This window comes from Gordonia sp. CPCC 205515, assembly GCF_048537925.1.
Lineage (GTDB): Bacteria > Actinomycetota > Actinomycetes > Mycobacteriales > Mycobacteriaceae > Gordonia.
This window is the reverse complement of sequence record NZ_JBCLVJ010000002.1, coordinates 883,547-910,017: the sequence shown is the minus strand read 5'-3', so window position 1 is coordinate 910,017 and position 26,471 is coordinate 883,547. Positions and strand designations below refer to the sequence as shown.

23 protein-coding genes and 1 rRNA gene are annotated in these 26,471 nt (G+C 67.0%); 2 read left to right on the top strand and 22 right to left on the bottom strand.

Features of this window, described 5'->3' with window-relative positions:
* The 20 genes from AAFP30_RS04535 to infC all read right to left on the bottom strand — a co-directional run.
* Window positions 1–79, bottom strand: a 16S ribosomal RNA gene (locus tag AAFP30_RS04535); the annotation flags it as partial.
* A gap of 461 nt (window positions 80–540) precedes the next feature.
* Complete coding sequence (gene tyrS / locus AAFP30_RS04530) at window positions 541–1,830, bottom strand: tyrosine--tRNA ligase (RefSeq protein ID WP_419228616.1); 1,290 nt, start codon at window positions 1,828–1,830, stop codon at window positions 541–543.
* Between the two features lie 24 nt (window positions 1,831–1,854).
* Window positions 1,855–2,070 (bottom strand): Trm112 family protein, encoded by a 216-nt coding sequence (locus AAFP30_RS04525; protein ID WP_419228615.1) that lies wholly within the window; start codon window positions 2,068–2,070, stop codon window positions 1,855–1,857.
* Window positions 2,071–2,091: 21 nt separating this feature from the next.
* On the bottom strand, window positions 2,092–5,100 hold the full coding sequence (locus AAFP30_RS04520) for an AMP-binding protein (protein ID WP_419228614.1): 3,009 nt from the start codon (window positions 5,098–5,100) through the stop codon (window positions 2,092–2,094).
* Between the two features lie 103 nt (window positions 5,101–5,203).
* Window positions 5,204–6,622 (bottom strand): argininosuccinate lyase, encoded by a 1,419-nt coding sequence (gene argH / locus AAFP30_RS04515; protein ID WP_419228613.1) that lies wholly within the window; start codon window positions 6,620–6,622, stop codon window positions 5,204–5,206.
* Window positions 6,619–7,818: an argininosuccinate synthase gene (locus tag AAFP30_RS04510; protein ID WP_419228612.1), complete on the bottom strand. Its 1,200-nt coding sequence runs from the start codon at window positions 7,816–7,818 to the stop codon at window positions 6,619–6,621. Before AAFP30_RS04510 ends, argH begins: the two co-directional genes overlap by 4 nt.
* Before the next feature lie 84 nt (window positions 7,819–7,902).
* A complete protein-coding gene (locus AAFP30_RS04505) occupies window positions 7,903–8,409 on the bottom strand; it encodes an arginine repressor (RefSeq protein WP_419228611.1) in 507 nt (168 codons plus the stop codon).
* A complete protein-coding gene (gene argF, locus AAFP30_RS04500) occupies window positions 8,406–9,329 on the bottom strand; it encodes an ornithine carbamoyltransferase (protein WP_419228610.1) in 924 nt (307 codons plus the stop codon). The genes AAFP30_RS04505 and argF overlap by 4 nt, the downstream gene beginning before the upstream one ends.
* Window positions 9,326–10,519, bottom strand: coding sequence for an acetylornithine transaminase (locus AAFP30_RS04495; RefSeq protein ID WP_419228609.1), 1,194 nt, complete (start codon window positions 10,517–10,519; stop codon window positions 9,326–9,328). The genes argF and AAFP30_RS04495 overlap by 4 nt, the downstream gene beginning before the upstream one ends.
* Window positions 10,516–11,415, bottom strand: coding sequence for an acetylglutamate kinase (gene argB, locus AAFP30_RS04490; RefSeq protein ID WP_419228608.1), 900 nt, complete (start codon window positions 11,413–11,415; stop codon window positions 10,516–10,518). Before argB ends, AAFP30_RS04495 begins: the two co-directional genes overlap by 4 nt.
* Complete coding sequence (argJ, locus tag AAFP30_RS04485) at window positions 11,412–12,668, bottom strand: bifunctional glutamate N-acetyltransferase/amino-acid acetyltransferase ArgJ (protein ID WP_419228607.1); 1,257 nt, start codon at window positions 12,666–12,668, stop codon at window positions 11,412–11,414. Before argJ ends, argB begins: the two co-directional genes overlap by 4 nt.
* A complete protein-coding gene (gene argC, locus AAFP30_RS04480) occupies window positions 12,665–13,702 on the bottom strand; it encodes an N-acetyl-gamma-glutamyl-phosphate reductase (RefSeq protein WP_419228606.1) in 1,038 nt (345 codons plus the stop codon). Before argC ends, argJ begins: the two co-directional genes overlap by 4 nt.
* Before the next feature lie 61 nt (window positions 13,703–13,763).
* Window positions 13,764–16,265 carry a phenylalanine--tRNA ligase subunit beta gene (gene pheT / locus AAFP30_RS04475; RefSeq protein ID WP_419228678.1) on the bottom strand — a complete coding sequence of 834 codons (2,502 nt, stop codon included), beginning with the start codon at window positions 16,263–16,265 and terminating at the stop codon, window positions 13,764–13,766.
* A gap of 57 nt (window positions 16,266–16,322) precedes the next feature.
* Entirely contained in the window at window positions 16,323–17,390 is a 1,068-nt protein-coding gene (gene pheS, locus AAFP30_RS04470; RefSeq protein WP_419228605.1) for a phenylalanine--tRNA ligase subunit alpha, read from the bottom strand.
* 113 nt (window positions 17,391–17,503) lie between these two features.
* Window positions 17,504–18,100 (bottom strand): cysteine hydrolase family protein, encoded by a 597-nt coding sequence (locus tag AAFP30_RS04465; RefSeq protein WP_419228604.1) that lies wholly within the window; start codon window positions 18,098–18,100, stop codon window positions 17,504–17,506.
* 4 nt (window positions 18,101–18,104) lie between these two features.
* On the bottom strand, window positions 18,105–19,484 hold the full coding sequence (locus tag AAFP30_RS04460; protein WP_419228603.1) for an acyltransferase family protein: 1,380 nt from the start codon (window positions 19,482–19,484) through the stop codon (window positions 18,105–18,107).
* Between the two features lie 64 nt (window positions 19,485–19,548).
* Complete coding sequence (locus tag AAFP30_RS04455; protein WP_419228677.1) at window positions 19,549–20,349, bottom strand: TrmH family RNA methyltransferase; 801 nt, start codon at window positions 20,347–20,349, stop codon at window positions 19,549–19,551.
* A 29-nt stretch (window positions 20,350–20,378) separates the two neighbouring features.
* The gene (gene rplT, locus AAFP30_RS04450) at window positions 20,379–20,759 is read right to left on the bottom strand and encodes a 50S ribosomal protein L20 (protein WP_419228602.1); all 381 of its coding nucleotides are present in this window, start codon (window positions 20,757–20,759) and stop codon (window positions 20,379–20,381) included.
* A gap of 37 nt (window positions 20,760–20,796) precedes the next feature.
* A complete protein-coding gene (gene rpmI / locus AAFP30_RS04445) occupies window positions 20,797–20,991 on the bottom strand; it encodes a 50S ribosomal protein L35 (protein WP_005208912.1) in 195 nt (64 codons plus the stop codon).
* Between the two features lie 83 nt (window positions 20,992–21,074).
* Entirely contained in the window at window positions 21,075–21,737 is a 663-nt protein-coding gene (gene infC, locus AAFP30_RS04440) for a translation initiation factor IF-3 (RefSeq protein WP_419228676.1), read from the bottom strand.
* 242 nt (window positions 21,738–21,979) lie between these two features.
* Here infC and AAFP30_RS04435 point away from each other — a divergent pair, with 242 nt between their 5' ends.
* Entirely contained in the window at window positions 21,980–22,396 is a 417-nt protein-coding gene (locus AAFP30_RS04435; RefSeq protein WP_419228601.1) for a DUF1844 domain-containing protein, read from the top strand.
* A gap of 83 nt (window positions 22,397–22,479) precedes the next feature.
* Entirely contained in the window at window positions 22,480–22,785 is a 306-nt protein-coding gene (locus tag AAFP30_RS04430) for a PspA domain-containing protein (protein ID WP_419228600.1), read from the top strand.
* Between the two features lie 8 nt (window positions 22,786–22,793).
* On the opposite strand, the gene AAFP30_RS04425 is transcribed toward AAFP30_RS04430, so the two are convergent.
* Window positions 22,794–23,366 (bottom strand): Uma2 family endonuclease, encoded by a 573-nt coding sequence (locus AAFP30_RS04425; RefSeq protein ID WP_419228599.1) that lies wholly within the window; start codon window positions 23,364–23,366, stop codon window positions 22,794–22,796.
* A 63-nt stretch (window positions 23,367–23,429) separates the two neighbouring features.
* Window positions 23,430–26,312 (bottom strand): excinuclease ABC subunit UvrA, encoded by a 2,883-nt coding sequence (uvrA, locus tag AAFP30_RS04420; RefSeq protein WP_419228598.1) that lies wholly within the window; start codon window positions 26,310–26,312, stop codon window positions 23,430–23,432.
* Between the last annotated feature and the right edge of the window lie 159 nt (window positions 26,313–26,471).

The following is a 26,471-nucleotide window of genomic DNA, read 5'->3' as shown; positions in this document are numbered from 1 at the left end:
GCGGGCCTTTCCGTTCGACTTGCATGTGTTAAGCACGCCGCCAGCGTTCGTCCTGAGCCAGGATCAAACTCTCCATGAAAAAACACTGAAACACAAAAGGTTTCAACACAATCAGGAAAGCAAAACCTGACAAAAACAATCCAAAAAAACTGGCAAAAAAAATGTCCGACACCAACCATAAAAGCTGGTGTCACAAAATCAATGCCACAAAAAATATGGCATCAAACAATCCACCAATACACTATCGAGTTCTCAACGAACACACACCTACCGATACCTCCTCAATCAAGAGGCGTTCATCAGCAAGCTGTTCTGTAGAAGTTGTTGCGTCCGTCTCCGGGGCAACTCTTCCAAGCTACCAGACCTGGTTTCCGTCAGCAACTCTGTCGCTTTCGGATATCAGACCCGGCTTCCGCAGCGTCCTCGACCTCTCGATCTTGGGCACTTCGCTTCGCCCGGTCCGTGTCGGCCCCGGGGTCTTGCTCTCTGCGGTGCGTCGATTAAGTTACACAGACGCGAACAACGCGTCAAATCGCCTGGTCAGAGCGTTACCTTTGCGCCGGCGAAGGACTTCTTCCCACGTCGCACGACCAGCCATCGTCCGTGCAGCAGGTCCGAGTCGGCCGGCTGCCATTCCGGATCACTGATCTTCACGTTGTTGACGTACGCGCCACCGTCACCGATCGCCCGTCGTGCGGCTTTGTTGCTCTCGGACAGTCCGGTGTCGACCAAGAGCTGAACCAGGGTCGGGCGGGCCTCGTCGTACTCCGCAACCGAGGTTTCGCCGACGGCCGCGGCGAGTGTCCCCTCGTCGAGCCCGGACAGTTCGGCCCGACCGAACAGGGCCTGACTGGCCAGCTCGGCAGCCGCCGTGTGCTCGGCACCATGGATGAGCGTCGTCATCTCGGCGGCCAGACGTTTTTGTGCGATGCGCAGGTGCGGCGTCTCTGTGGTGGCCGTCTCGAGCTCGGCGATCTCGTCGCGCCCGAGGAAGGTGAACCACTTGAGGTAACGCACCACATCCGCGTCGGCGGTGTTCACGAAGTACTGGTACCAGGCGTAGGGACTGGTCAGTTCGGGATTGAGCCAGAGGCTTCCGCCACCGGTCGACTTACCGAACTTCTTGCCGTCGGACGACGTCACGAGCGGCACGGTCATCGCGTGCAGGGTGCTGCCGTCGATGCGTCGGGCCAGGTCGACACCACCGACGATGTTCCCCCACTGATCGGATCCGCCGATCTGCAGAACGCAGCCGTATCGGCGATTGAGCTGTACGAAGTCGTTGGACTGCAGCAGGAGGTAACTGAACTCGGTGTAGCTGATGCCGTCGGATTCGAGTCGTCGTCGGACGGTCTCGCGCGCGAGCATCACGTTCACCGAGAAGTGTTTGCCGATGTCACGGAGAAACTCGATGGCCGAAAGGTCTCGCGTCCACTCCATGTTGTTCGCCATCACCGCACCGTTGGCCGAGTCGTCGATGGTGACGAAGCGTCGTAGCTGGTCGACGATGCCGTCGGCCCATTCGGCGACGGTGTCGGCGGAGTTCATGGTGCGTTCTCCGACGTCGCGCGGGTCTCCGATGAGTCCGGTTGCGCCGCCGGCCAACACGATCGGGCGGTGCCCGGCGAGCTGGAATCGGCGCAGCGTCAGTAGTGGGACGAGATGGCCGGCGTGCAGGCTCGCGGCGGTCGGATCGAACCCGGCGTAGAGAGTGATGGGTCCGCGGGCGAGTTCTGCGCGGAGTTCGCCGAGGTCAGTGGACTGGGCGATGAGGCCACGCCACTCGAGTTCGGCGAGGATGCCGGCGGTGTCAGACGTCTCGGTGCTCACGCAACCGATCTTGTCACCCTCGCATCAACCGCGGTCGGCCAGGCGTGCGTGCTCGGCCTCGTCGACCGATCGTGCCTCGTCGGCGAGCATCACCGGGATGCCGTCTTCGTCGATTCGGTAGGCGACTCGCAGTCGCGGGTTGTAGAGCTCGTCGCCGGCATCGAGCAGCGGACCGTGATCTTGCGGGCAGACGAGTCGCTCGCGGGTGATGGGATCGATGGCCTCGGCGCGTGATGTCACGGTGTCAGTCTAAGTGGTCCGTCAGCTCTGCGACGACACGGTCTCGAGCGCCGCCTGAACATCCCAATTCACTTCTGCGGCAGCTGTTCTGGTGTACCGGCGATACCTGCCGTCGCTGTCCCGGAACCATACGCGGGCGCCGGGGTGCGGCAATCCGCGACGGGCTAGAGCGGTGACGAGCGGCCGGTAGGAGTCCGAGACCGGTATCTCGTCGACCACCCACACCAGGTGCGGGCGCAATTCGGCGGGCAACAGGCCGAGACCGATCCGCAGGGACGACACGGTCAGTGACTCGGCGCGTCCGTCGCCGCGGCGGAGTGTGACAGCGGCGACGGCGACCTGGTGTCCCGGTTCGCCGATGCCGTAAACCACCACCTGGTCGATGGCTTTGACCTGGGACAACGCGAACTCGATCGGTGGTACGTAGACAGGTCCGCCGGCGCTGTGGACGACAGTGTCGATGGAGCCGAAGTACCACAGATCACCGTTGAGGTCGCGCCGGAACATGTGCCGGGACACCTCCCAGCGATCCTTGGCGGTGAAGACGTCGCGGAGCACGGTCGCCGAGGTCTCGGTCCGGTGCCGCGCCTTGGTGAGCAGCAACCCGACCTCGTCGAGGCCGGCCTTGCGGACATACCCGCGCTCGTCGACGATGAGCCGATCTTCGTCGACGTCGTAGGCGGCGATCTCGACCGGATTGGTCTCGGGCAATGCGCGGCCCATGGAACCGATCTTGTCGCCGGAGACGTTCGCCAGCATCGCCGACCCGTCCGCCGTGGCGAAGAACTCGAGTACTCGGGCTCGTGGGAAGGATTCGGCGACCTCGGTCCAGAGGCCGGCCGGCATGCCCGACCCCATGAACAGCCGGATCGGGTTGTACTGACTGATCTGCAGTTGTTCACCGCGGACGATCTCGCGCAGCATCGTCCACGTGTAGGAGACGACGGTGACGCCGTAGCGGTGCACCTCGGTGGCGAAGTTCGCCGCGTCGATCCGCTCGGACAGCGCGATGCGGGAACGCCCGACGACGGTCGCGCCGAGCGTGGTGAGCAGGCCTGACGCGTGATGTAGCGGCGGCAGGCAGTAGACAGTGTCCCGATCGGTGAGGCCGGCGGCCGATGCGGCGCCGAACGCCGACATGGCGAATCGGTGATTGGTGACCGGCCACGGTGCGAGGCTGGAGAGCCCGACCCCTGAGCGGGTGAACAGGATGAACGCCAGGTCGCCGGCGAGGCCTGGGTCCCGCCGGTACCACGTGGGGAACTCGACGGCCTCGGGATCGATCTGTTCCATGTCCACGATCGTGGTGCCGTCCGCGTCGATGTCGCGGCCGTCTTCGTGCGAGCCGCCGAGCACCAGCACCCGTTCGCAGTGCTTGGCCGCGGCGTCGACGTGAGTGGGATCGGCGACGACGACCGCGGTGTCGGAGAGTCGCAGCATCTCGGGGACGTCGGCGTCGGTGGCCAGCAAGACGGCCACCGCACCCAGCCGCGAGAGTGCCGCCACCACGACCAGTGCGCTGGGGCGGGTGTCCATCATGACGCCGACGTGCACGCCGGGTCGGATGCCGCAGTCGATGAGGCCGGCGACCACGTTGTCGATGCGGGTGTTGACCTGGGCGTGGGTCAGCACCCGGTTCTCGAACAGGAACAGCTCGCCGTCGGGTGTGCGCTTGCAGTTCTCCGACATCAGTTTGCCCAGCGAGATGCGGGTACCCGACTGGATCTGCCCGAGTCGCAGCAGTCGCGGTACGGTGCGCACCGATTCCTGTGCGACCGCACGTGAGGTGCGCTGCAGCGAATTGGCCGCGCCCAAGATCTCGCGGGACACTCCTGCACCCGCGTCGGTCACCGAGCTGAGGCCATGGGTGATCCGGGAGGACAGACTCACGCCGGTACCGCGGTCGAAGTTCTCTGCCATCTGCTCGATGGCCGCGGGACGGTCGCCCGCACCCGCTTGCCACCGGATCCATTGCGCGGTGGTCGGCCACGTCTGCGTTCCCGACGTGCTGCCGACGACCAGTCCGAAATGTCCTACCGGGACACGTGCTTCGTAGACGTCGGCGCGGGGGGCCGCGCGCACGATGCCGCGCACCGCCAGCGGTTGGCCGATGTCGTCTGCCTCTCCGAGGAAAGCCAGGATGGGGCAGGTGATTTCGGCCAATGACACGAGGTCACCGTTGATCACGAAGCCGCCGGACATCATCCGGTTGTGCACCACGAACTGACGCAGCAACTCGGCGACGGCCGGCCCCGACCAGGCCACCCATCCCTCGGCCTCGATGAAGCGACGCTGGTCCTCGCGCGGGAGCAGCGCGTCGCGGTCGTGGAGTTTGCGGAGGAAGTCGATGCGGCTGCGCGCGGTCTTGACGGGGTCGACGAGTTGGAAGCCGGCGCGGGCCATCCAGCCGGGCACCCAGAGTCGGTTGAAAACCTTGTCCGCCAACAGTTCCGCGCCGGGAACGACGAGTCCGGCCGGCAGTCCGAGCGGTAACGCGGCGAGCACGTCGACTGGGCTGCCGAAGGTCACCAGACTCGCGATGCCTTTCGAATGCCGGTAGGCCGCGGCCTGGTAGGCGAACATGCCGCCTTGCGAGTAGCCGCCGAGGTGCACGTCCTTGCCGGTGTGCTCGATGACCAGGTCGATCGCACGACTGATCGCCGTCACGTGGTCGGCGAGGTCACGTTCCATCCCGCCTTCTTCGGAGTCGGGAGACCCGAAGTCGATGACCCAGGGGGTGATGCCTTGACGGTGCAGTACCGACACCGCACCGTTGTGCTCGGTGACGTCGTAGACGTTCGCCGAGACCATCATCGGTGGGATGAGAACGACCTGCGGTCCGTCGGCGGGGCTGTCGGGAAAGTAGCGCCGCAGCCGGAACATCTTCTCGTTCTCGACGACGGTGAACGAGGCGGGCTTGGTGCCGGTGTCGAGGCCGCCGAAGCGCAGTACCTCGAGCCCGTTCTGCGCAGTGGCGACCACCCGTTCCACGGCCGCCGGTATATCGGGCAGACCTGGGAGTCCGACCATGACGCGCTATCCCCCTCCGACCATGTCGATCTGGCACATCCCCCCGCGATGGAGACACTGTACCGGCTTCGTCGCGGACCAACCGGTGGAGTGGGTCACATGTCTAGGACCACCGGGCCCGACGCTCCGCCACCTCGTCGGCGAGGACCGCCAGTTGTCGCTGCACCTGGACCGAGGCGGTACCGCCGTGCGCGTTGCGCGACTCGATGGAGCCCCGGACGGTGAGCACGTCGCGGACCTCCGGGGTGAGGTTCGGGTCGATCTGGGCCAGCGTCTCGTCGTCGAGGTCGGCGAGACCGATGCCGCGCTCCTCCGCCGCACGCACACTCGCGCCGGCGACCTCATGCGCCACCCGGAACGGAACACCTTGCCGGACAAGCCATTCCGCAATGTCAGTGGCCAAGGTGAAGCCGGCGGGCGCGAGTTCGGCCATGCGGTCCTCGTGGAACTCCAGCGTCGCGACCAGCCCGGTGATCGCCGGGAGCAGCAGTTCGAGCTGGGCGACCGAATCGAAGACCGGTTCCTTGTCCTCCTGCAGGTCACGGTTGTAGGCCAGCGGCTGCGCCTTGAGGGTGGCCAACAGTCCGGTGAGGTTGCCGATGAGCCGGCCTGCCTTGCCGCGGGAGAGTTCGGCCACGTCGGGGTTTTTCTTCTGCGGCATGATCGAGCTGCCGGTGGACCACGCGTCGGCCAGGGTGACGTACCCGAACTCGGGCGTGCTCCAGACGATGATCTCCTCCGACAGTCGGGAGAGGTCGACGCCGATCATCGCGAGGACGAAGGCCCCCTCGGCGGCGAAGTCCCGCGACGACGTCGCGTCGATGGAGTTCTCCGCGGGCCGGTCGAAGCCGAGGTCGGCGGCGATGGCCGCCGGGTCCAGACCGAGCGACGACCCGGCCAGCGCTCCCGAACCGTACGGCGACACCGCGGTTCGACGATCCGCGTCGGCGAGCCGGTCGATGTCGCGGATCAGCGGCTGCGCGTGTGCGAGCAGATGGTGCGCGAGCAGAACGGGTTGCGCCGCCTGCAGGTGGGTCTTACCCGGCATCACCGCATCGGGGTGGGCCGTGGCCTGGGCGATCAGCGCGTCGACGACGTCGAGCAGGCCGACGGCGATGCGCCGCATCGCCGCGCGCAACCACATCCGGAAGAGGGTGGCGACCTGGTCGTTGCGGGACCGGCCGGCGCGGAGCCGGCCACCGAGTTCGGGGCCGACCCGTTCGATCAGTCCGCGTTCGAGCGCACCGTGCACATCCTCGTCGGATTCCGCCGGGCCGAAGGAGCCGTCGGCGACGTCGGCCGCGAGGCGTCCGAGGCCGTCGAGCATGGCGGTCAGATCGTCGTCGGTGAGTAGGCCCGCCCCGTTGAGGACCCGCGCATGCGCCATCGAGGCCTCGATGTCGTACGGCGCGAGTACCCAGTCGAAGTGCGTGGACTTGCTCAGGGCGGCCATGGCGGCGGCCGGTCCGCCGGCGAACCGGCCGCCCCAGAGTGAACCCTCGTTGGTGCCGTGGGAGGTCACAGGTTCAGGTCACGCTTGGCGGCGATCTTCGACGAGAGGCCATGGAGCTCGACGAAACCGCGTGCCGCGGACTGGTCGAAGCTGTCGCCCTCGTCGTAGGTGGCGAGGTTGAAGTCGTAGAGCGACTCGTTGCTGCGGCGGCCGTTGACGGTGATGTGTCCGCCGTGCAGGACGAGCCGGATGTCGCCGGAGACGTGCTCCTGGGTGGAGTCGATGAAGGCGTCGAGCGACCGCTTCAGCGGCGAGAACCACAGGCCGTCGTAGATCAGCTCGCCCCACTTCTGGTCGGTACGCCGCTTGAAGCGGCCGAGTTCGCGTTCGAGGGTGACGTGCTCGAGTTCCTCGTGCGCGGTGATGAGCACCATCGCGCCGGGTGCCTCGTAGACCTCACGGCTCTTGATGCCGACGAGGCGGTCCTCGACGACGTCGAGGCGACCCACGCCCTGCGCACCGGCGCGGCGGTTAAGTTCCTCGATGGCCTGCAGGACGCTGACGGGGCGGCCGTCGATGGCGACCGGACGGCCCTTGTCGAAGCTGATGATGACCTCGTCGGGCGTTTGGAAGTGGACGGTCGGGTCCTCGGTGTAGGAGTACACGTCCTTGGTGGGCGCGTTCCACAGGTCCTCGAGGAAACCGGTCTCCACCGCGCGGCCCCACACGTTCTGGTCGATCGAGAACGGCGACTTCTTGGTCACGTTGATCGGGATGTTGTTCTCTTCGGCGAAGGCGATGGCCTTCTCCCGGGTCCAGGCGTAGTCGCGGACCGGGGCGATGACCTCGAGTTCGGGTGCCAGCGAGGCGAATCCGACCTCGAAGCGAACCTGGTCGTTGCCCTTGCCGGTGCAGCCGTGGGCGACGACGGTGCCACCGTGGTCACGGGCCGCGGTAACGAGATGCTTGGCGATCAGCGGCCGCGAGAGCGCCGAGACCAGCGGGTAGCGGTCCATGTAGAGGGCGTTGGAGGTGATGGCCGGCAGGCAGTAGTCATCGGCGAACTCGTCGCGCGCGTCCACCAGGACGGCCTCGACCGCACCGCAGTCGATGGCGCGCTGGCGCACGACCTCCATGTCCTCGCCACCCTGGCCGAGGTCGAGCGCCACCGCGACGACCTCCTTGCCGGTTTCCTTGCCGATCCAGCTGATCGCGACCGAGGTGTCGAGTCCGCCCGAGTACGCGAGTACGACGCGTTCCGCCATGTCTGTTCTTCTCCTGTGTGCTGCCGGTCGGAAAACCGGTCTTGTTCAGATTGTGTCGTGTTGGCTGTGGGTTTGGGGCCGCGTTTACACGAGGCCCTCGATTCGTCGAGAGAGTTCCGCGCCGTCGGCGGGTTCGCGGGCCACGACGAAGATCGTGTCATCCCCCGCGATGGTGCCCACCACGTCGGGCAGGTTGGCCCGATCGATGGCGCTGGCCAGGTAGTGTGCGGCGCCCGGCGGGGTCCGCAGTACGGCGAGGTTGCCGCTGCTGTCGGAGGAGACCAGCAGTTCCGACAGCAGTCGGGCGAGGCGGTCGGTGCCGCCGAACACACCGCGCACCGGGGAGCCGTCCTCGGGGACCACGTAAACCCCCGCGCCACCGTCGGCAGACCGCAGCTTCACCGCACCGAGCTCGTCGAGATCGCGCGACAACGTCGCCTGCGTGGCGTCGATTCCCTGTGTGGCCAGCAGACGCTGCAACTCCGACTGGCTGCGCACCTGGTTGACCGAGAGCAGCTCGATGATGCGGGCGTGCCGGCCCGCTTTGGTGGCCGCGAGCCGGGTCTCCGAGTGTTCGGGCGACGCGGTCACGACTGCCTCAGCAGCCAGATGAGCAGCGCCTTCTGCGCGTGCAGCCGGTTCTCGGCCTCGTCGAGCACGACGCTGGCCGGGCCATCGATCACCTCGTCGGTGATCTCTTCCCCGCGATGCGCCGGAAGACAGTGCAGCACAATCGCTTCCGGATCGGCGACGGCGAGGAGGTCGGCGTTGATCTGATACGGCCGAAACGGCGCCTGCCGGTCCTTGCCGTCACTCTCCTGCCCCATCGAGACCCAGGTGTCGGTCACCAGGACGTCGACGCCGCGCGACGCCTCGACCGGGTCGGACACAATGCGCAGTGATCCACCCGTGAACTCGGCGCGAGCGTTGATGGCTTCCACCACCGCCGGGTCCGGTTCGAAACCCGTTGGTGCGCTGATGGTGACGTGCATGCCGGCGGTCACGCCGCCCAGTCCGAGCGAATGCGCCATGTTGTTCGCGCCGTCGCCGAGGTACGTCATCGACAGGCCCTGGGTTCGGCCCTTGCGTTCGATGATCGTCTGCAGATCGGCGAGGACCTGACACGGGTGGAAGGTGTCGGAGAGGGCGTTGACGATCGGGATCGTCGCCGTCGATGCCATCGCCTCGAGGCGGTCCTGTCCGAAGGTGCGCCAGACAACGGCGTCGACGAAGCGAGAGAGCACCCGTCCGGTGTCCTCGATGGTCTCATCTCGACCCAACTGTGTGGTCGTGCCGTCGACGACGACCGCGTGGCCGCCCATCTGCGCGATGCCCATCTCGAAGGAGAACCGGGTGCGCGTGGAGTTCTTGTCGAAGATCACGCCGACGCCGCGGGGGCCGTCCAGCGGCCGGTGTTTGAACGGCTCGGCCTTGACCTCCGCGGCGAGCGCGAGTACCTCGGCCTGCTCGTCGGGGGTGAGGTCGTCGTCACGCAGGAAGTGCCGGGTCATGAGTTCCCTTCCTGGGCAGCTGCGGTCGCGGTGTCGAGGATGCCGGGCAGAGCGGTCACGAAACCCGTTGCCTGCTCCTCGGTGAGGATGAGCGGCGGAGCCAGTCGTAGCACGTCCGGCGCGGGCGCGTTGATGAGGAAGCCCGAGTCCCGCGCGGCCGCTTCGGCTTTGGCGGCGATCGGACTGTTCAGCGCGATACCGAGCAGCAGGCCCGCGCCGCGGACATGGGAGATCTGCGGGTGGTTGAGTTCCTCGACCCCGGCGGTGATCGACTTACCCAGCGCGGCAACATGATCGACGAGTCCATCGCTGTCGATCACGTTGAGCACCGCGAGTGCGGCGGCCGCGCAGGTGGGGTTGCCACCGAAGGTGGTGCCGTGCTGGCCGGGCTGGAACAGGTCGGCGGCCGGGCCGGTCGCGATGCACGCGCCGATCGGCAGTCCGCCGGCCAGGCCCTTGGCCAGGGTCATCACGTCGGGCACCACACCGGCCTGCCGATGGGCGAAAAAGGTTCCGGTGCGGGCGATCCCGGTCTGCACCTCGTCGAAGACGAGGAGCGCGCCCCGTTCGCTCGTGATCCGCCGAGCGGCCGCGAGATACCCCTCGGGGGGCACCACGACCCCGCTCTCGCCGAGGATCGGTTCGAGGATGACCGCGGCGGTGTTCTCGGTCACCGCGGCGTCGAGCGCATCGACGTCGCCGTAGGGCACGAACCGAACACCGGGCGGCATCGGTTCGAAGGGTTCACGTTTCGCGGGTTGCCCGGTCATCGCGAGCGATCCCATGGTGCGGCCGTGGAACGCCTTCTCGGCGGCGACGATCTCGGGTCGTCCGGTGCGGCGGGCGAGTTTGAACGCGGCTTCGTTTGCCTCGGCGCCGGAGTTGCAGAAGAACACGCGGCCCGGGTGGCCGAACTTGTCGAGCAGCTTCTCGGCGAGTTCCACTGCGGGCGGACTGATGTAGAGGTTCGAGACGTGGCCGAGTGTCTGCAACTGGGTGGACACTGCCTCGACGATCGCCGGATGGCCGTGGCCCAGGGCGTTGACAGCGATGCCGCCGAGCAGGTCGAGGTACTGCTTGCCGTCGGCGTCGGTGACCATCGCGCCGTCGCCGGCGACCAGTGCGAGCGCGGGGGTGCCGTAGTTGTTCATCATGGCGGCCGACCACCGCTGCTGTAAGGGCTGAGTCATACTGTGCCACTTTCGGAGTCGTCGACGACGGTGGTGCCCGTCGAGGCGCTGGTGAGCAGTTGGGCGAGGACAGAGTGCGGGATGCGGCCGTCGATCACGTCGGCCTGCGCCACGCCGCCGGTGACCGCACGCAGGCAGGCCTCCATCTTGGGGACCATGCCGGCGTCGAGCGAGCCGAGCAGGCCGGTCAGTTCAGTGCTGCCGATCCGCGACACCAGCGAGGTCTTGTCCGGCCAATCGGTGTAGAGGCCTTCGACATCGGTGAGCATGACCAACCGCGACGCGCCCAGCGCTTCGGCGAGCGCACCGGCGGCGGTGTCCGCATTGATGTTGTGCACCACTCCATCTCGATCGGGAGCGATCGTCGAGACGACGGGAATGCGGCCGGCGCCGACCAGGTCGAGCACGGCGGAGGTGTTGACCGACGTGATGTCGCCGACGAGTCCGATGTCGGTGGCGACGCCGTCGACGAGCACAGTGCGCCGGCTCGCGGTGAACAGATGCGCGTCCTCGCCGGTGATGCCGACCGCGTAGGGGCCGTGCGCGTTGATCAGTCCGACTAGTTCCCGGCCGACCTGCCCGAACAGCACCATGCGGGCCACGTCCATCACCTCGGGGGTGGTGACGCGGAAACCGCCACGGAATTCGCCTTGCAGACCAAGCTTTTTCAGCATCGCCGAGATCTGCGGACCGCCACCGTGCACGACGACCGGGTGGAGGCCGCACGCTCGCAGGAACACCATGTCGGCGGCGAAGGCACTTTTCAGGTCATCGTCGATCATGGCGTTACCGCCGTACTTCACCACGATCGTCGCACCGTGCAACGCCTGCAGCGCAGGGAGCGACTCTGCAAGGACCGCAGCCTTTTCCAAGGCGCCGAGTTCGGTACCCGTCATGACGAATACGCCGAGTTCTCTTCGACATATGCGTGCGAGAGATCCGTCGTCCGGATACTTGCCGACGCGTCCCCCAGACCGAGGTCGATGTCGACGGCGATGTCGGCGCCGGACAGATCCACGTCGCGGGCACCGGGCGCCCCGCAGCCGTTGACGCACACCGGGGACCCGTTGAAGGAGACGGTGATCCGGTCGGGATCGATGGTCACCGGCGCAATCCCGACGGCGGCGAGTACCCGGCCCCAGTTGGGGTCGGAACCGAACAGTGCAGTCTTGACCAGCGAGTCACGCGCGACCACGCGGGCGACGGTGACGGCGTCGTCCTCGGTGTGCGCGCCGGACACGGTGATCACCACGCGCTTGGTGACGCCTTCGGCGTCGGCCATGAGTTGGGCGGCGAGGTCGTCGCAGACCGCGAACACCGCGGCGTCGAGGTCAGCTTGCTCGACGGGGATCTGGCTGGCACCCGAACTCAGCAGCAGCACAGTGTCATTGGTGGACGACGACCCGTCGACGTCCAGCCGATCGAAGGTGGTGGCGGTGGCCTTGCGCAGCGCCTCGTCAAGCTGTTCGGCACTGGCCCGCGCGTCGGTGGTGAGCACGACGAGCATGGTCGCCAATGATGGCGCCAGCATGCCCGCGCCCTTGGCCATGCCGCCGACGTTCCAGCCCTGCGGATGATGCAGCGCAGCCTGTTTCGGCACGGTGTCGGTGGTCATGATGGCGTAGGCGGCGTCGGTGCCGCCGGAGAGTCCGCCACCCATCTCGTGGACGATCTCGGTGACACCGGCGAGGACCTTGTCCATGGGGAGTCGGTCGCCGATGAGGCCGGTGGAGCAGACGGCGACCTCGACGGCGCCGGTCTCGGTGCCCCAGTTGCTCAGTTCCTCGGCGACCTTCTCCGCGGTGGCGTGGGTGTCCTGGAACCCGCCCGGGCCGGTGCAGGCGTTGGCTCCGCCGGAGTTGAGGACAACGGCGCGCAGTCGGCCGGTGGTCAGCACCTGTTGGCTCCACAACACTGGTGCCGCCTTCACCTGGTTACGGGTGAAGACGCCGGCGGCGGCGTAGTCGGGTCCCTCGTTGAATACGAGTGCGAGGTCTTCCTTGCCCGACGCTTTGATGCCGGCGGCGATACCTGCGGCGCGGAAGCCGAGCGGTGCGGTCACACCCTGTTCACGCAGCAGCCGCGGCGCGTCGAGCGGAGCTCCCGGGGTGATCCGGTCGTCGGCGGTGGAATCCTGAGAGGTCGTCACGGCGCGACTCCTACGGTGCTCAGTCCTTCGGCCTCGTCCCAGCCGAGTGCCAGATTCATCGATTGCACGGCGGCTCCGCCGGTGCCCTTGGTCAGGTTGTCGATCGCGCCGACCGCGACCATGGTGCCGGCCCGTTCATCGACGGTGACGGCGATCTGCACGGCATTGCTGCCCAGCACCGAACCGGTGGTCGGCAGCACCCCCTCGGGGAGCAGGTGCACGAAAGTTTCGTCGCCGTAAGCCTTTTCATAGGCAGATCGGATCTCGGCGGCCGTCGCGGTGGTGCGCGCGGTGCAGGTGGCGAGGATGCCCCGTGACATCGGCACCAGGACGGGGGTGAAGGACACGGTGACCGGTGCGTCGGCGGCGGCTGACAGCGCCTGGGAGATCTCCGGGGTGTGCCGGTGGACCCCGCCGACCCCGTACGCGCGCGACGACCCGATGACCTCGGCGGCCAGCAGGTCGACCTTCGGTGCGCGGCCCGCGCCCGAGGTGCCGCTGACCGCGACGACCGTCACGTGCGGCTCGATGAGTCCGGCGGCCATCGCCGGCCGCAGCGAGAGGACGGACACCGTCGGATAGCAGCCCGGGACCGCGATCCGACTCGCGTCACGCAGCACGTCACGGTTGCCGGGGAGTTCGGGAAGTCCATAGGGCCAGGTGCCTGCGTGGTCGCTGCCGTAGTAGTCGACCCAGTCCTGCGCGTTCTGCAGCCGGTGGTCGGCACCGCAGTCGATGATGAGGGTGGCCGGCGGCAGAGCGTCGGCGATGGCACCGGAGGTGCCGTGCGGCAGACCGAGGAACACCACGTCGTGACCGGCGAGAATCTCCGGGGTGGTGTCCTCGAGTACTCGATCGGCCAGCGGCAACAGGTGCGGATGCAGCGATCCGAGGGTGCTGCCCGCATTGCCGCCTGCGGTCAGCGCACCGATCTCGAGGTCACCGGATCGCAGACGTGGGTGATTGCACAGGAGTCGTAGGATCTCACCGCCCGCGTAGCCGCTCGCACCGGCCACCGCCACCTTGGTCGTCATGCAATCATTATGCACGACGATGCAAATAGATTCATAGATGCCCCGGTGAGCGGGAGCTTGCTCAGCGCAGCCGTGCTCCGATGACCGCATCGGCGTGGGCGACGGCCGCCATCTTCGCTTCGTTGGCCTCTTCCTCGGTCAGCGTGCGGTCGCTCGCACGGAACCGCAGCGCGAAGGTCAGCGACTTGCTCCCCTCGCCGACCTGCGCCCCGGTGAACACGTCGAACAGCTCGATCGACTCGAGGAGCTCACCGGCACCCTCACGCAACGCCGCAGCCACATCCGCGGCGGACGCGGTCTCCGCGACGACGACCGCAACGTCCTGCAGCACGGCCGGGAACACCGACACGCGGGGTGCCGGCAGGTTCTCGGTCAGCGGCAGCGCATCGACCTCGAGTTCCACCGCGCACAGCCGTTTCGGCAGGCCTGCGCGCTCGAGCACCGCCGGGTGCAGCTCACCCGCGTACCCGACGGTGACGCCGTCGACGGTGACCGCGGCGCAGCGGCCGGGATGCCACGGACGGTGCTCGGCGGCGGTGAAGGTGACCTCGACGCCGGCGGCGCGCCCGATGCTGCGGGCCGCCTCGAACGCGTCGAGGTAGTCGGCGGCGCGCCCAGGCCCCCACGGACCGGCCGGCTCGTAGAGTCCGGTGACGACCACCGCGACGTGCAGCGGCTGACGCGGGAGCGACGCGTCGAGTGCGGCGATTTCCTCGTCGGTGGGTCGTCGGGTGACGTCGAGAGCGGCCATCGCGGTGACGTTATCGCCGGCGAACTCCACCTGCCCGATCGTGTACAGCGACAGATCTCGTTGTCCGCGTGCGATATTGCGCGATGCCATCTCGAACAGGCCGGGCAGCAGTGTGGTGTTGAGCTCGGGTCGCTCGGCGTCGAGCGGGTTGAGGACCTTCACCGTGTGGCGGCGCGGGTCGTCGGCCGGAAGGTCCCACTGGTCGAAGACGCCGGCCGGCATGAACGGGTACGGCAGCACCTCGACGAATCCGTCCAGGGCCAGGGTCCGGCCGATGGCGCGACGACGACGCTGCGCTGGGGTGAGTCCGGTGCCCGCGGGCGCACTGGGCACGATGGCCGGGATGCCCTCGAGACCTTCGAGTCGCAGCACCTCTTCCACCAAGTCGGCGCGCTGCTTGAGGTCCGGGCGCCACGACGGCGGGGTGACGGTCAGCGGGTCGGTGCCGGTCACCGTACAACCGACTTCGTCGAGGCGGCGGGCGGTGGTGCCGGCGGGATACCCGATGCCCGCGGTGCGATCGGGTTCGTCGGCGGGGATCTCGATGTTCGGCGTCGGCGGTACCTCGACACGAGCTTCGGACAGCGGCGACGCGATGGTGCCGCCGGCGATCTCCACGATCAGCTGTGCCGCGCGATCCGAGGCGACGGCCGTGATCTCCGGGTCGACGATGCGCTCGAACCGCTTACTGGCCTCCGACGTCAGCTTGTGGCGCTTGCCGGTGCGGAACACGCGCACCTGGTCGAAGGTCGCCGATTCCAGCAGCACGGTGGTGGTGGCATCGCTGACCTCGCTGCTGCCGCCGCCCATGACGCCGGCGAGTGCGATGGGTCCACTGTTGTCGGCGATCACGACGTCTTCGGGATCGAGGACGCGGTCGACGCCGTCGAGGGTCGTGAGCTTCTCCCCCGCCGTGGCCGAGCGGACGGTGATGGTGCCCGACAGTTTGTCGGCGTCGAAGGCGTGCAGCGGCTGACCGAGTTCGATCATCACGTAGTTGGTGATGTCGACGATCGCGGAGATCGGGCGGATGCCGGCGACCATGAGCCGCTTCTGCAGCCACCACGGCGACACCGCGGTCGCGTCGACGCCGGTGATGGTCCGGGCGGTGTAGCGGGTGGCCTGCGAGTCGTCGTCGATGGCGACGGGCCAGCCGTCGCCGGTGGCGGCGGCCGGGGGCTCGGACTGGGCGGGCGCGGTCAACGCGGCCGTCGCGAGGCCCGGATCGACGAACGGTACGCCGAAGCTGCCGGCGAGCTCACGTCCGAGTCCGCGCACGGAGAACGCGTAGCCGCGGTCCGGGGTGACGTTGACGTCGATGGCGGCGTCGTCGAGGCCGAGCACCTCCCGCGCGTCGGCACCCGGTTCGGCGGTACCCGGCGCGAGCACCAGGATGCCGCTGTGGTCGTGACCGATGCCGAGTTCGGACACCGAGCAGATCATGCCGTCGGAGACCCGCCCGTACGTCTTGCGCGAGGCGATCTCGAACGGACCGGGCAACACGACACCGGGCAGCGCGGCGACGATCAGGTCGCCCTCGGCGAAGTTCCGTGCGCCGCAGACGATGCCGCGTGGCTCGGCCTCGCCGACCTCGACGGTGCAGAACCGGATCGGCTTCTTGAACTCGGTGAGTTCTTCGATGGTGGCGACGCGGCCGATGACGAGTGGTCCGGTGATCGTCGGGAACGGTTCGATGTCCTCGATCTCGAAGCCGACCCGGACAAAGCCCGCGTCGATCTCCTCGGTGGTCGCCGACCACTGCGGATCTCCCTGCCGGAGCACCTCGGTGTACCAGGATTGTGGGGCACGCACGTCAACCATCTACTTTCATCGGATCAGGTTTGCGGGCAAGGCAAGTGGCGCCTGCGGTCAGGCCGCGGGGCCGAACGGCAGGGTGAAGCGGATGTCACCTTCGACCATGTCACGCATGTCGGAGATGTCATTGCGGAACATCAGGGTGCGTTCCAGACCCATTCCGAAGGCGAAGCCGGAGTACACGTCGGGGTCGATTCCGCTGGCGCGCAACACATTCGGATTCACCATGCCGCAGCCGCCCCACTCGACCCAGCCCGGTCCGCCCTTCTTGCCGGGGAACCAGACGTCCACCTCGGCCGAGGGTTCGGTGAACGGGAAGTAGCTCGCACGCATGCGGGTGGTGGTCTCCGGGCCGAACAGTGCGCGGGCGAAGACCTCCAGGGTTCCGCGCAGATTGGCCAGGGTCAGGCCCTTGTCGACGGCGATGCCCTCGATCTGGTGGAACACCGGGGTGTGGGTGGCGTCGAGTTCGTCGGTGCGAAAGGTGCGGCCCGGGCAGGCGACGTAGATCGGCAGGTCGCGCGAGAGCATCGAGCGCACCTGGACCGGTGAGGTGTGCGTGCGCAGCACCTGCCTCGACCCCTCGGGTGCGATGTAGAAGGTGTCCTGCATCGAGCGGGCCGGATGGTCGGGCAGGAAGTTGAGGGCGTCGAAGTTGTGGTGCTCGGTCTCGACCTCGGGCCCCTCGGCGATCTCCCATCCCATGCCGACGAAAACATCGGCGACCTGCTCGGCGATCACGGTGATCGGATGCCGGGCGCCGACCCGCCGGCGACCGCTGGGCAGGGTGACGTCGACCGACTCGGCGACGAGAACCGCGGCGTCGCGTTCGGCGTGCAGGGTCGCGGTGCGCAGATCCAGCGCCGCACTGACCCGGCCACGCACCTCGTTGACGAGTTTGCCGCCGGCCGACCGCTGATCCTTGGGGAGACTGCCCAGCGCGCGGCGGGCGAGCGCGATCGGTGAGCGATCACCGAGGTGGGCGGTCTTGGCCACCGCGAGCGCGTCGAGATCGGCGGCCGCGTCGAAGGCCGTGACCGCGGCGGCTGCCGCGGCGTCGAGTTCGGCGGGTTCGGGGAACGTCGGCGGCGTCGCTGGGGCGTCGTCGTCTGAGTTGGCCATCCTCGGCGGTCTCCTCGGTCGGGTGGGACTGTCGGTCCGGCCGTGAGCACGGCGGACACTCGACGTTCTAGGGTAGTCGACCGCTCTGACGTGGTGGATTGCGCCTCGCGCAGTCAGTCCGGGACGGCAGCCCCGTCCCCGACCACGACGGCGAACAGATCGGCCATCGCCGCGAGGCTGGCTGCCTGCATGTCGGCGGAGGCGACCTGTGTGCCGAGCGACGGTAGCGGCCTGGTCGCAGTCGCGGCAGCCACCACGGTCGGTGCGTAGCCGAGGTTGAAGGCGCCGCGCGCGGTCGAGTTCACGCACATGTGCGTCATGAATCCGGCCAGCACGACGTTGCTCGTCTCGGATTCCTTGAGCAGCCGATCGAGTTCGGTGTGGACGAAGGAGTTCGGGAAGTTCTTCACCACCACGGGTTCGGAGTCGCGTGGGGCGACGCGGTCGACGATCTGCCCGTTCTCGGCGGTCAGATCGTAGGGCGAGCCCTCACCGGCGTCGTGCTGGATGTGAATGACCGGGATCCCAGCGGTCCGGGCGCGGTCGAGCAGCAACGCCGCCTCGTCGAGCGCCGGCTGGACGCCGTCGAGTTCCATCACGCCTTGCGTGTAGGTGTTCTGGCAGTCGATGAGGATCAGCGTGGAGTCGGCGAGGCCGGCGGGTTCGACGGGAAGCCCGCTGAGCGCACGCAGCGTTGGGTGCTCGGTCATGGGTTCAAGGTAGCGAGGAACGTCGAATGGGAGGTGAGGTTTGCCCGAACTGCGCGACGACAGTCCGCGCGCCGAGGGCAGCAGCCATGGCGAGCAACAACCACCAGCGACCGTCGCCGACCAGTCCATGGCGAGCGACCATCAGCGTCGAGATCGCGACGACCACGAGCAGTGTCAGCACAAGGAAGTCGCGGGCGCGCTGGGTGTGACGTGCGACGGGCGCGTCCCACCACGGGATCGGGCGATTCTCGAGCGGCGACAGCGCGAGCACGACCGGTACCATCGCAGCGAGCAGCAACGCGGTCTCGATGACGATGACCAGCGGGTAGCCTGCGGACTGAGGGCTTCGGTCGACTCCGATTGCGTGTCCCCCAACGATGATCAACGCCAGCACCGGCAGATGCCAGAGATAGAGCGTCATGGCGCCACGGTTCCCCATCGCCACCCACCACCAGACACGCGGTCGTTCGACGATGGCGGCCAGCGCTCGACGCAACGCAATGGCAAGCCCGCACAACACGATTGCATGTCCGGCCAGTAGCAGACTGGGCGGCGACATGTTGGACAGATGCTGTCCTGGCACGGTGACCAGCGACATCTCATAAGGGCCGACGGCGACGAGTAGCACGTTGACGACGAAGGCCGCGACGGCCATGAGGGCCGCGGCCCGCGTGGTGAGAAGCCTTTTCGCATAGGCGATTCCGAGCCCCGCCGGAATGGACCACACCGTCAGGAAATTGATGTTGCCGAGGGCTGCGGGGCCGATCGTCAGCCGGAGCGCATCGATGACCGCGGTGGCGCCCCAACAGGCGGCGAGCGCGACCACCACCTCGCGCGCCGTCGAGATCCGTTGCAGGAACGGCACGACCGCCAGCACCAACAGGTACGCGCCGAGGAACCACAGCAGTTGCACCGACAGTCGAGCGACGACGTCGGCGGCGGCACCCTGACCGGTGTACGCCAGCACCGCAAGCGCCACCACGCCGACGAGGAGATACCACGCGACCGGTCGCAGCAGCCGTTGGCTGCGGGCGAACAACCACTGGCCGGGTGTGTGCCCGTCCGCACCGGAGCGCCAGCCCAACGTCGCGGCGGCCGCCCCGGCAAAGAAGAACAGCGGCAGGATCTGCAGCAGCCAGGTGACCGGTTGCAGCGCCGGGACGTCGCCGAGCATGTTGCCCAACCGGATTCCCGACGCACTGTGCAGATCGTCGATGGCGACGGTGAGCATGATCGAGTGGCCGGCCACCACGACGATCAGCGAAACGATGCGCAACAGGTCGATGACGCGATCGCGCCCTTCGCTGAGGGCGTCGAGTTCGGCCGCGGACACGCCGCGGCGTCGTTCGGTCGTCGGAATCGTGCGAGATGTCAACGAGTGCATGCCGTTTAGTCTGGCCGGATCACGCGCGAGGCGACTGAGCGAATCTACTCAGATCGTGCAGGTGTTACTCACTCCGGTGCTGTGCCACCGCACTCTGATATAGACAAATCGATGCTGCGGCAGCAAGATTCAGGCTCTCCGCGCGACCGTGGATGGGGATCGACACCCGGTGGTCGGCGGCCGCGAGCACATCGTCGGACAGCCCGTGGGCCTCGTTGCCGAACAGCCATGCGGTCGGCCGGGTCAGTAGGTCAGCGGCGTCGTCGAGCGAGACCTCACCGTCGGCGGCAGTGGCGAGCACGCTGACGCCGGCGTCCTTGACCGCGGTGAGGCCGTCGTCGATCGACCTTTCCCGGACCAGCGGCAGATGGAACACGCTGCCCGCGCTGGATCGCACGCACTTTCCGTTGTGCGGGTCCACCGAATCTCCGAGCAGCAGAACGGCATCGGCGCCCATGGCGTCGGCGGTGCGGATCAGGGTGCCGGCGTTGCCGGGTTCACGTGGCTCCACCGCGACGGCGAGCAGTCGGGGGCCGGCGGCCAGCACGTCGTCGAGGCGGGCATCGAGCAGTGAGCTCACCGCGAAAATGCCCGGCGCCGTCGTGGTTTCGGAGAGTTTGTCGGCCGCCCGGTCGGACAACTCGAGGATCTCGATACCGTCGGCGGCCGCGCGGGCGACGGTCGCGCTGTGTCGCTCGGCATCGGAGCCGCGCACCAGCACGACCTGGGCTCGACCTGTATCCAGGGCGGCGACAACCGAATTGGCGCCCTCGACCAAGAAGCGTCCCTCGGCACGTCGCACGGACGCGCGGTGCAGCTTTGCATACGAAACAACCCGCGATGAGCGTTCGGTCAGAACGTCCACCACGGGTCGTTTCGTAGGTCGGGTCGTCGTCAGGCCGCGGGGGCGTTGACGTCGGCCGGCAGCGACTTGCGGGCCACCTCGACCAGGCCGGTGAAGGCCTCGGGGTCGGTGACGGCGATGTCGGCGAGCACCTTGCGGTCCACCTCGACACCAGCGGCCTTGAGGCCCTGGATGAAGCGGTTGTAGGTGATGTCGTTGGCGCGGGCCGCGGCGTTGATACGCGCGATCCACAGCTTCCGGAACTCACCCTTGCGGGCGCGACGGTCCCGGTAGGCGTAGGTCAGCGAGTGGAGCTGCTGCTCCTTGGCCTTGCGGTACAGGCGCGAGCGCTGCCCGCGGTACCCCTTGGAAGCCTCCAGCGTCGAACGACGCTTCTTCTGGGCGTTTACCGCCCTTTTCACGCGTGCCATGTGTCAGTCCTCTTCGTTCGTCAGATGTCGGGGGCGATCAGCGGTTGAGCAGTCGCTTGATGCGCGGGGCGTCGTTCTCGCTCACCACGGCGATGCCGTCGAGACGGCGGGTGCGGCGCGACGACTTGTGCTCCAACAGGTGGCGGCGGTTGGCCTTCTGGCGAACGATCTTGCCGCTGCCGGTCACCTTGAATCGCTTCGCGGTGCCCTTGTGGGTCTTGCTCTTCGGCATGTCTTTCCTTCAGTCGAGCGAGCGGGACCCACCCGCCGGTCACGGGTTGTCTCGCACGCTGTTGTTCAGTGCAGTACCAGTGGCTACTGGTTGGTCTCTTCGGTCTGCGCGGGCGCGTCTGCCTTCGAACCACGGTCGTCGCGGCTCTGCTGAGCCTTCTGCCGCGTCTTCGCGCCCTTGTGCGGGGCGAGCACCATGGTCATGTTGCGGCCGTCCTGCTTTGCCGAGGTCTCGATGAAGCCGTAGTCGGCGACGTCGTTGCCCAGACGCTGCAGCAGGCGGTAACCGAGTTCCGGGCGCGACTGCTCGCGGCCGCGGAACATGATGGTCACCTTCACCTTGGACCCGGCCTCGAGGAACCGGACGACGTGACCCTTCTTGGTCTCGTAGTCATGGTCGTCGATCTTCGGGCGGAGCTTCTGCTCCTTGATGACGGTCATCTGCTGGTTGCGACGCGATTCGCGCTGCTTCTGGGCGGCTTCGTACTTGAACTTGCCGTAATCCATGATCTTGCACACGGGTGGCCGCGCGTCGGGCGCAACCTCGACCAGGTCCAAGTCTGCTTCTTCGGCCAGACGGAGCGCATTTTCAACACGCACGATGCCCACCTGCTCACCGTTCGGTCCGACGAGTCGAACCTCAGGGACGCGGATGCGCTCATTGATGCGGGTCTCAGTGCTGCTGATGGGGCCTCCTTGATCAAATCTTCTGTTCGGACCGCCGGATGTGTCGCGAGCGGCGAGCAGAGTGCCCTCAGCAGAAGAGCCCCGCGATGCTGATACGCATCCACAGGGCTCCGATACCGACCGGCTCAACAACAGACATCGCAGGTCACCGACACAATTGTGTCGGTGATGCGACCATCGGCGTGAGCCGGACCGTGCAACTACGATCACCGTTGGGTGGTCGCGTCGCGACGGTGGGAGCGGAACTCCACTTGCTACCCCGGCGCTAACCGGGGCGGTCGTGCTATGGAAGTCTAACAGCCATGACCGAGAACTCCTATTCGTCACCTGCGCAGATGCCCCCGGAGGGCGCAACGACGAGCGACGACGGAGCAGTCGGCGGACCGCAGACCGATATGGAGAACGTGCGTGACCTGGGCGATATTCCGGCGATCGAGGTGGTTACCAAGGCGATCGTGATGCTGATGAGTGCGGCTGCGGAAAAGCTGGGTCTGGCCGAGGACGCGTCGCCGGATGCCGTCGATCTCGACGAGGCTCGACGCCTCATCACGTCGTTGGCCGGCCTGGTCACGGCATCGACCGAGTACCTCGGCATTCACGCCGCACCGATCCGGGACGGTCTCAAGGGGCTGCAGCTCGCGTTCCGTGAAGCGAGCGCGCACCCGGACGCGCCCGGCGAAGGTCCGGGCGAGAAGTACACCGGGCCAGTGCGGGGATAGCCGCGGGAATCGGTTGCGATGTTGTTCGGTAGCCGATGAAAACCGCAACCACATCGCGATACCGCGCACGTACCCTTTTCGGTATGAGCAGCGAGCAGCCCGATCAACCGGGTTCCGAGGTCGTCGAGGGCGAGATCGTCACCAACACCACTCCCGCACCACCGCCCGGATATACGCCGCCACTCCCCGACCCCAACTACACCGACTCCGGTGTGCCGACCTTCGACTTCGTCCGCGACAAGATCGAGGGCCGAATAACGACGTCGATCGGTGCCCGCGAACTCGCCGAGGAGAGCCCGGAAGGTCAGCGGGTCGACGAGATGATGCGCAAGCGCGACGAGGCGGCCAAGAAGAAGCTCGACGAGATCCGTAAGTCGATGGGCAAGTAGGCCGGCGATCAGTCCTCGGCGAACCGGCCCAGCAGATCCACGGGAACGATTCGTACCGGAAACGGCCGCACTGCGTCGTATGAGTCGGCTCCTGCGACGGATGCCACCTCCGCATACCGATCATCGGCATCGAGTTCGTACACGGTGAGGCGGATCTGCTGCGGGTCGATGATCCAATAACTCGGCACCCCTAGCCGCTCGTAGACCGCCTTCTTGGTGTTCAGGTCCATGAGCGCGGTGCTCGGCGACAGGATTTCGACGGTCAGTACTGGAGGTTTCGGCAGATCTTTGGCGGTGAAGTCCGCGTACCGACCCACCAACACATCTGGCTGCAGTTCCACATCATCACCGTCGTGGACCGCGAAGGGCGCCGCCATGACGACGAGGTCTGATGGGCATGCCGCCAGTAGCTGCGCCGACAGTTTGACAACCATGGCCTGGTGAAGCGTGCCCTGTACCGGACTCACGACGAGCATCCCGTCAATGAGTTCGTATCGACGGCCGTCTTCGGGCACCGCCTCCAGATCACGCACGGTCAACGGACCTGATCCGGGTGGCGGGAACCCGACGGTCGCGCTCATAAGTCCCATGGTGCACCTCCTCGGTGATCAGTGACCACAGGAAAGCAGACGCCACCGACAATCTCAGCCCGCCGACGCGACCGCCTGATCGACATCGAGAATCTCCGACAGGAATTTCCCGGTGTGCGAACCCGGCTCCAGCGCGATGTCCTCCGGAGTGCCCTCGGCAACGACCATGCCACCACCGGTACCGCCCTCGGGACCCATGTCGATGATCCAGTCGGCCGTCTTGATGACGTCGAGGTTGTGCTCGATGACGATGACGGTGTTGCCCTTGTCCACGAGGCCGTTGATGACGCCGAGAAGCTTCTTGATGTCCTCGAAATGCAGACCGGTGGTCGGTTCGTCGAGGATGTAGACGGTCCGACCCGTCGACCGCTTCTGCAGTTCGGCGGCCAGCTTCACACGCTGGGCCTCACCACCGGAGAGCGTCGGCGCCGGCTGACCCAGCCGCACATAGCCGAGCCCGACGTCGACGAGGGTTTTGAGGTAACGGTGGATCGACGTGACCGGCTCGAAGAACTCGGCGGCCTCCTCGATCGGCATGTCGAGGACCTCGGAGATGGTCTTGCCCTTGTAGTGCACCTCGAGGGTTTCCCGGTTGTAGCGGGCGCCGTGGCAGACCTCGCACGGAACGTAGACGTCGGGCAGGAAGTTCATCTCGATCTTGATGGTGCCCTCGCCGGCGCACGCCTCGCATCGTCCGCCCTTGACGTTGAACGAGAATCGGCCGGGCTGGTAGCCGCGGACCTTCGCCTCGGTGGTCGCGGCGAACAGGGTGCGGATCTTGTCGAACACGCCGGTGTAGGTCGCCGGGTTGGACCGCGGCGTGCGACCGATCGGCGACTGGTCGACTTGCACGAGCTTGTCGAGGTTGTCGAGACCCTTGACCCGGGTGTGCCGTCCGGGAACCTGCCGCGCACCGTTGAGCTTGTTGGCCAGCACGGTCGCGAGGATGTCGTTGACGAGCGTCGACTTGCCGGATCCGGACACGCCGGTGACCGCGGTGAGCACGCCGAGCGGGAAGGAGACCTCGATGCCGCGCAGGTTGTGTTCCCGCGCGCCGACGACGGTCAGCAACTTCTTCCGCGAGATCGGTCGGCGGATCGCCGGGATCGGCAGTTCGTCGCGGCCGGACAGGTAGGCACCGGTCAGTGAGCGGCGGTTCTTCAGCAGGTCCTTGTAGCTGCCGCTGTGCACCACTTCCCCGCCGTGCTCTCCGGCGCGCGGGCCGATGTCGACGATCCAGTCGGCCGAGCGGATGGTGTCCTCGTCGTGCTCGACGACGATGAGCGTGTTGCCGAGGTCGCGCAGGCGGGTGAGGGTCTCGATGAGCCGACGGTTGTCGCGCTGGTGTAGGCCGATCGACGGTTCGTCGAGGACGTAGAGCACACCGGCGAGCCCGGAACCGATCTGGGTGGCGAGCCGGATGCGCTGGGCCTCACCACCGGACAGCGATCCGGCCGCGCGGGACAGCGACAGGTACTCCAGGCCGACGTCGAGCAGGAACCGGATGCGGGCCTGGACCTCTTTGAGGACCCGACCGGCAATCGCGCGCTGCCGTTCGTCGAGCTCGAGGCCGTTGAGGTAATCGGCGCATTCGGCCACCGACAACGCGCACACCTCGGCGATCGACATCTCACCGTGAGTCGGGTGGTCGAGGGTGACCGACAGGATTTCCGGCCGCAGGCGCGCGCCCTGGCAGGCGGGGCACGGCACGTCGCGCATGTACCCCTCGTAGCGTTCCTTCATCTGCTCGGACTCGGTCTGGTCCATCCGCCGTGCGAGGAACGACATGACGCCCTCGAACTCGGTGTAGTACGAGCGGGTACGGCCGTAGCGGTTACGGAACTTCACGTGGACCTGGTGGTCACTGCCGTTGAGGATGGCGTTGCGGGCCTTGGCAGGCAGCTTCTTCCACGGGGTGTCGACGTCGAAGCCCATCTGGTCGGCGAGGCCGCCCATCAGACGGAGGAAGTAGTCGGCGTTGTGGCCGCCCGACCACGGCGCGATCGCACCGTCGGCGAGGGACAGGTCCGGGTCGGGGACGACGAGCTCTTCGTCGACCTCCTTGCGGATCCCGAGGCCGTCGCATTCCGGGCAGGCGCCGTACGGCGAGTTGAAGGAGAAGGATCGCGGTTCGAGGTCGTCGATGGCGATCGGATGTCCGTTGGGGCAGGCCATCTTCTCCGAGAAGCGGCGTTCCCGGTTCGGGTCGTCTTCCTCGAGGTCGACGAAGTCCAGGACGACGATGCCGTCGGCCAGCCGCAGGGCGGTTTCGACGGAATCGGTCAGCCGCTGCTTGGCCGAGGCCTTCACCGACAGTCGGTCGACGACGACCTCGATGTCGTGCTTCTCCTGCTTCTTGAGCTTCGGCGGATCCGTCAACTGATGGACGACGCCGTCGATCCGGGCACGCGAGTACCCCTGGGTCTGCAGTTCGCCGAAGAGGTCGACGAACTCACCCTTGCGGGTCCGTACCACCGGCGCCAGGACCTGGAACCGGATGCCCGCTTCCATCGCGAGTACCTGGTCGACGATCTGCTGCGGCGTCTGCTTGGCGATCAGCGCACCGCACTCGGGGCAGTGGGCCTTACCGGCCCGGGCATAGAGCAGGCGCAGGTAGTCGTAGACCTCGGTGATGGTGCCGACCGTCGATCGCGGGTTGCGGTTGGTCGACTTCTGGTCGATGGACACCGCAGGGGACAGACCCTCGATGAAGTCGACGTCGGGTTTGTCCATCTGCCCCAGGAACTGACGCGCGTACGCGGACAATGATTCGACGTAGCGGCGCTGGCCCTCGGCGAAGATCGTGTCAAAGGCCAGCGACGATTTGCCCGACCCGGACAATCCGGTGAACACGATGAGACTGTCCCTCGGCAAATCCACATCGATTCCGCGGAGATTGTGCTCGCGGGCGCCGCGGACGATCAGACGGTCAACCAACTTCAAGTCCTCATTCGTTACCGACCCGGCTCAACACCGGTGTGCGTGGGTTGTGTATCGGTGTGCTTGCATCCGGGCGCGTTTCCGTGGCTGGACGGTATGTACCGCACCCGCGGACACCGTACTGGCGACCACCGACAAGACCAGACAACAACGATA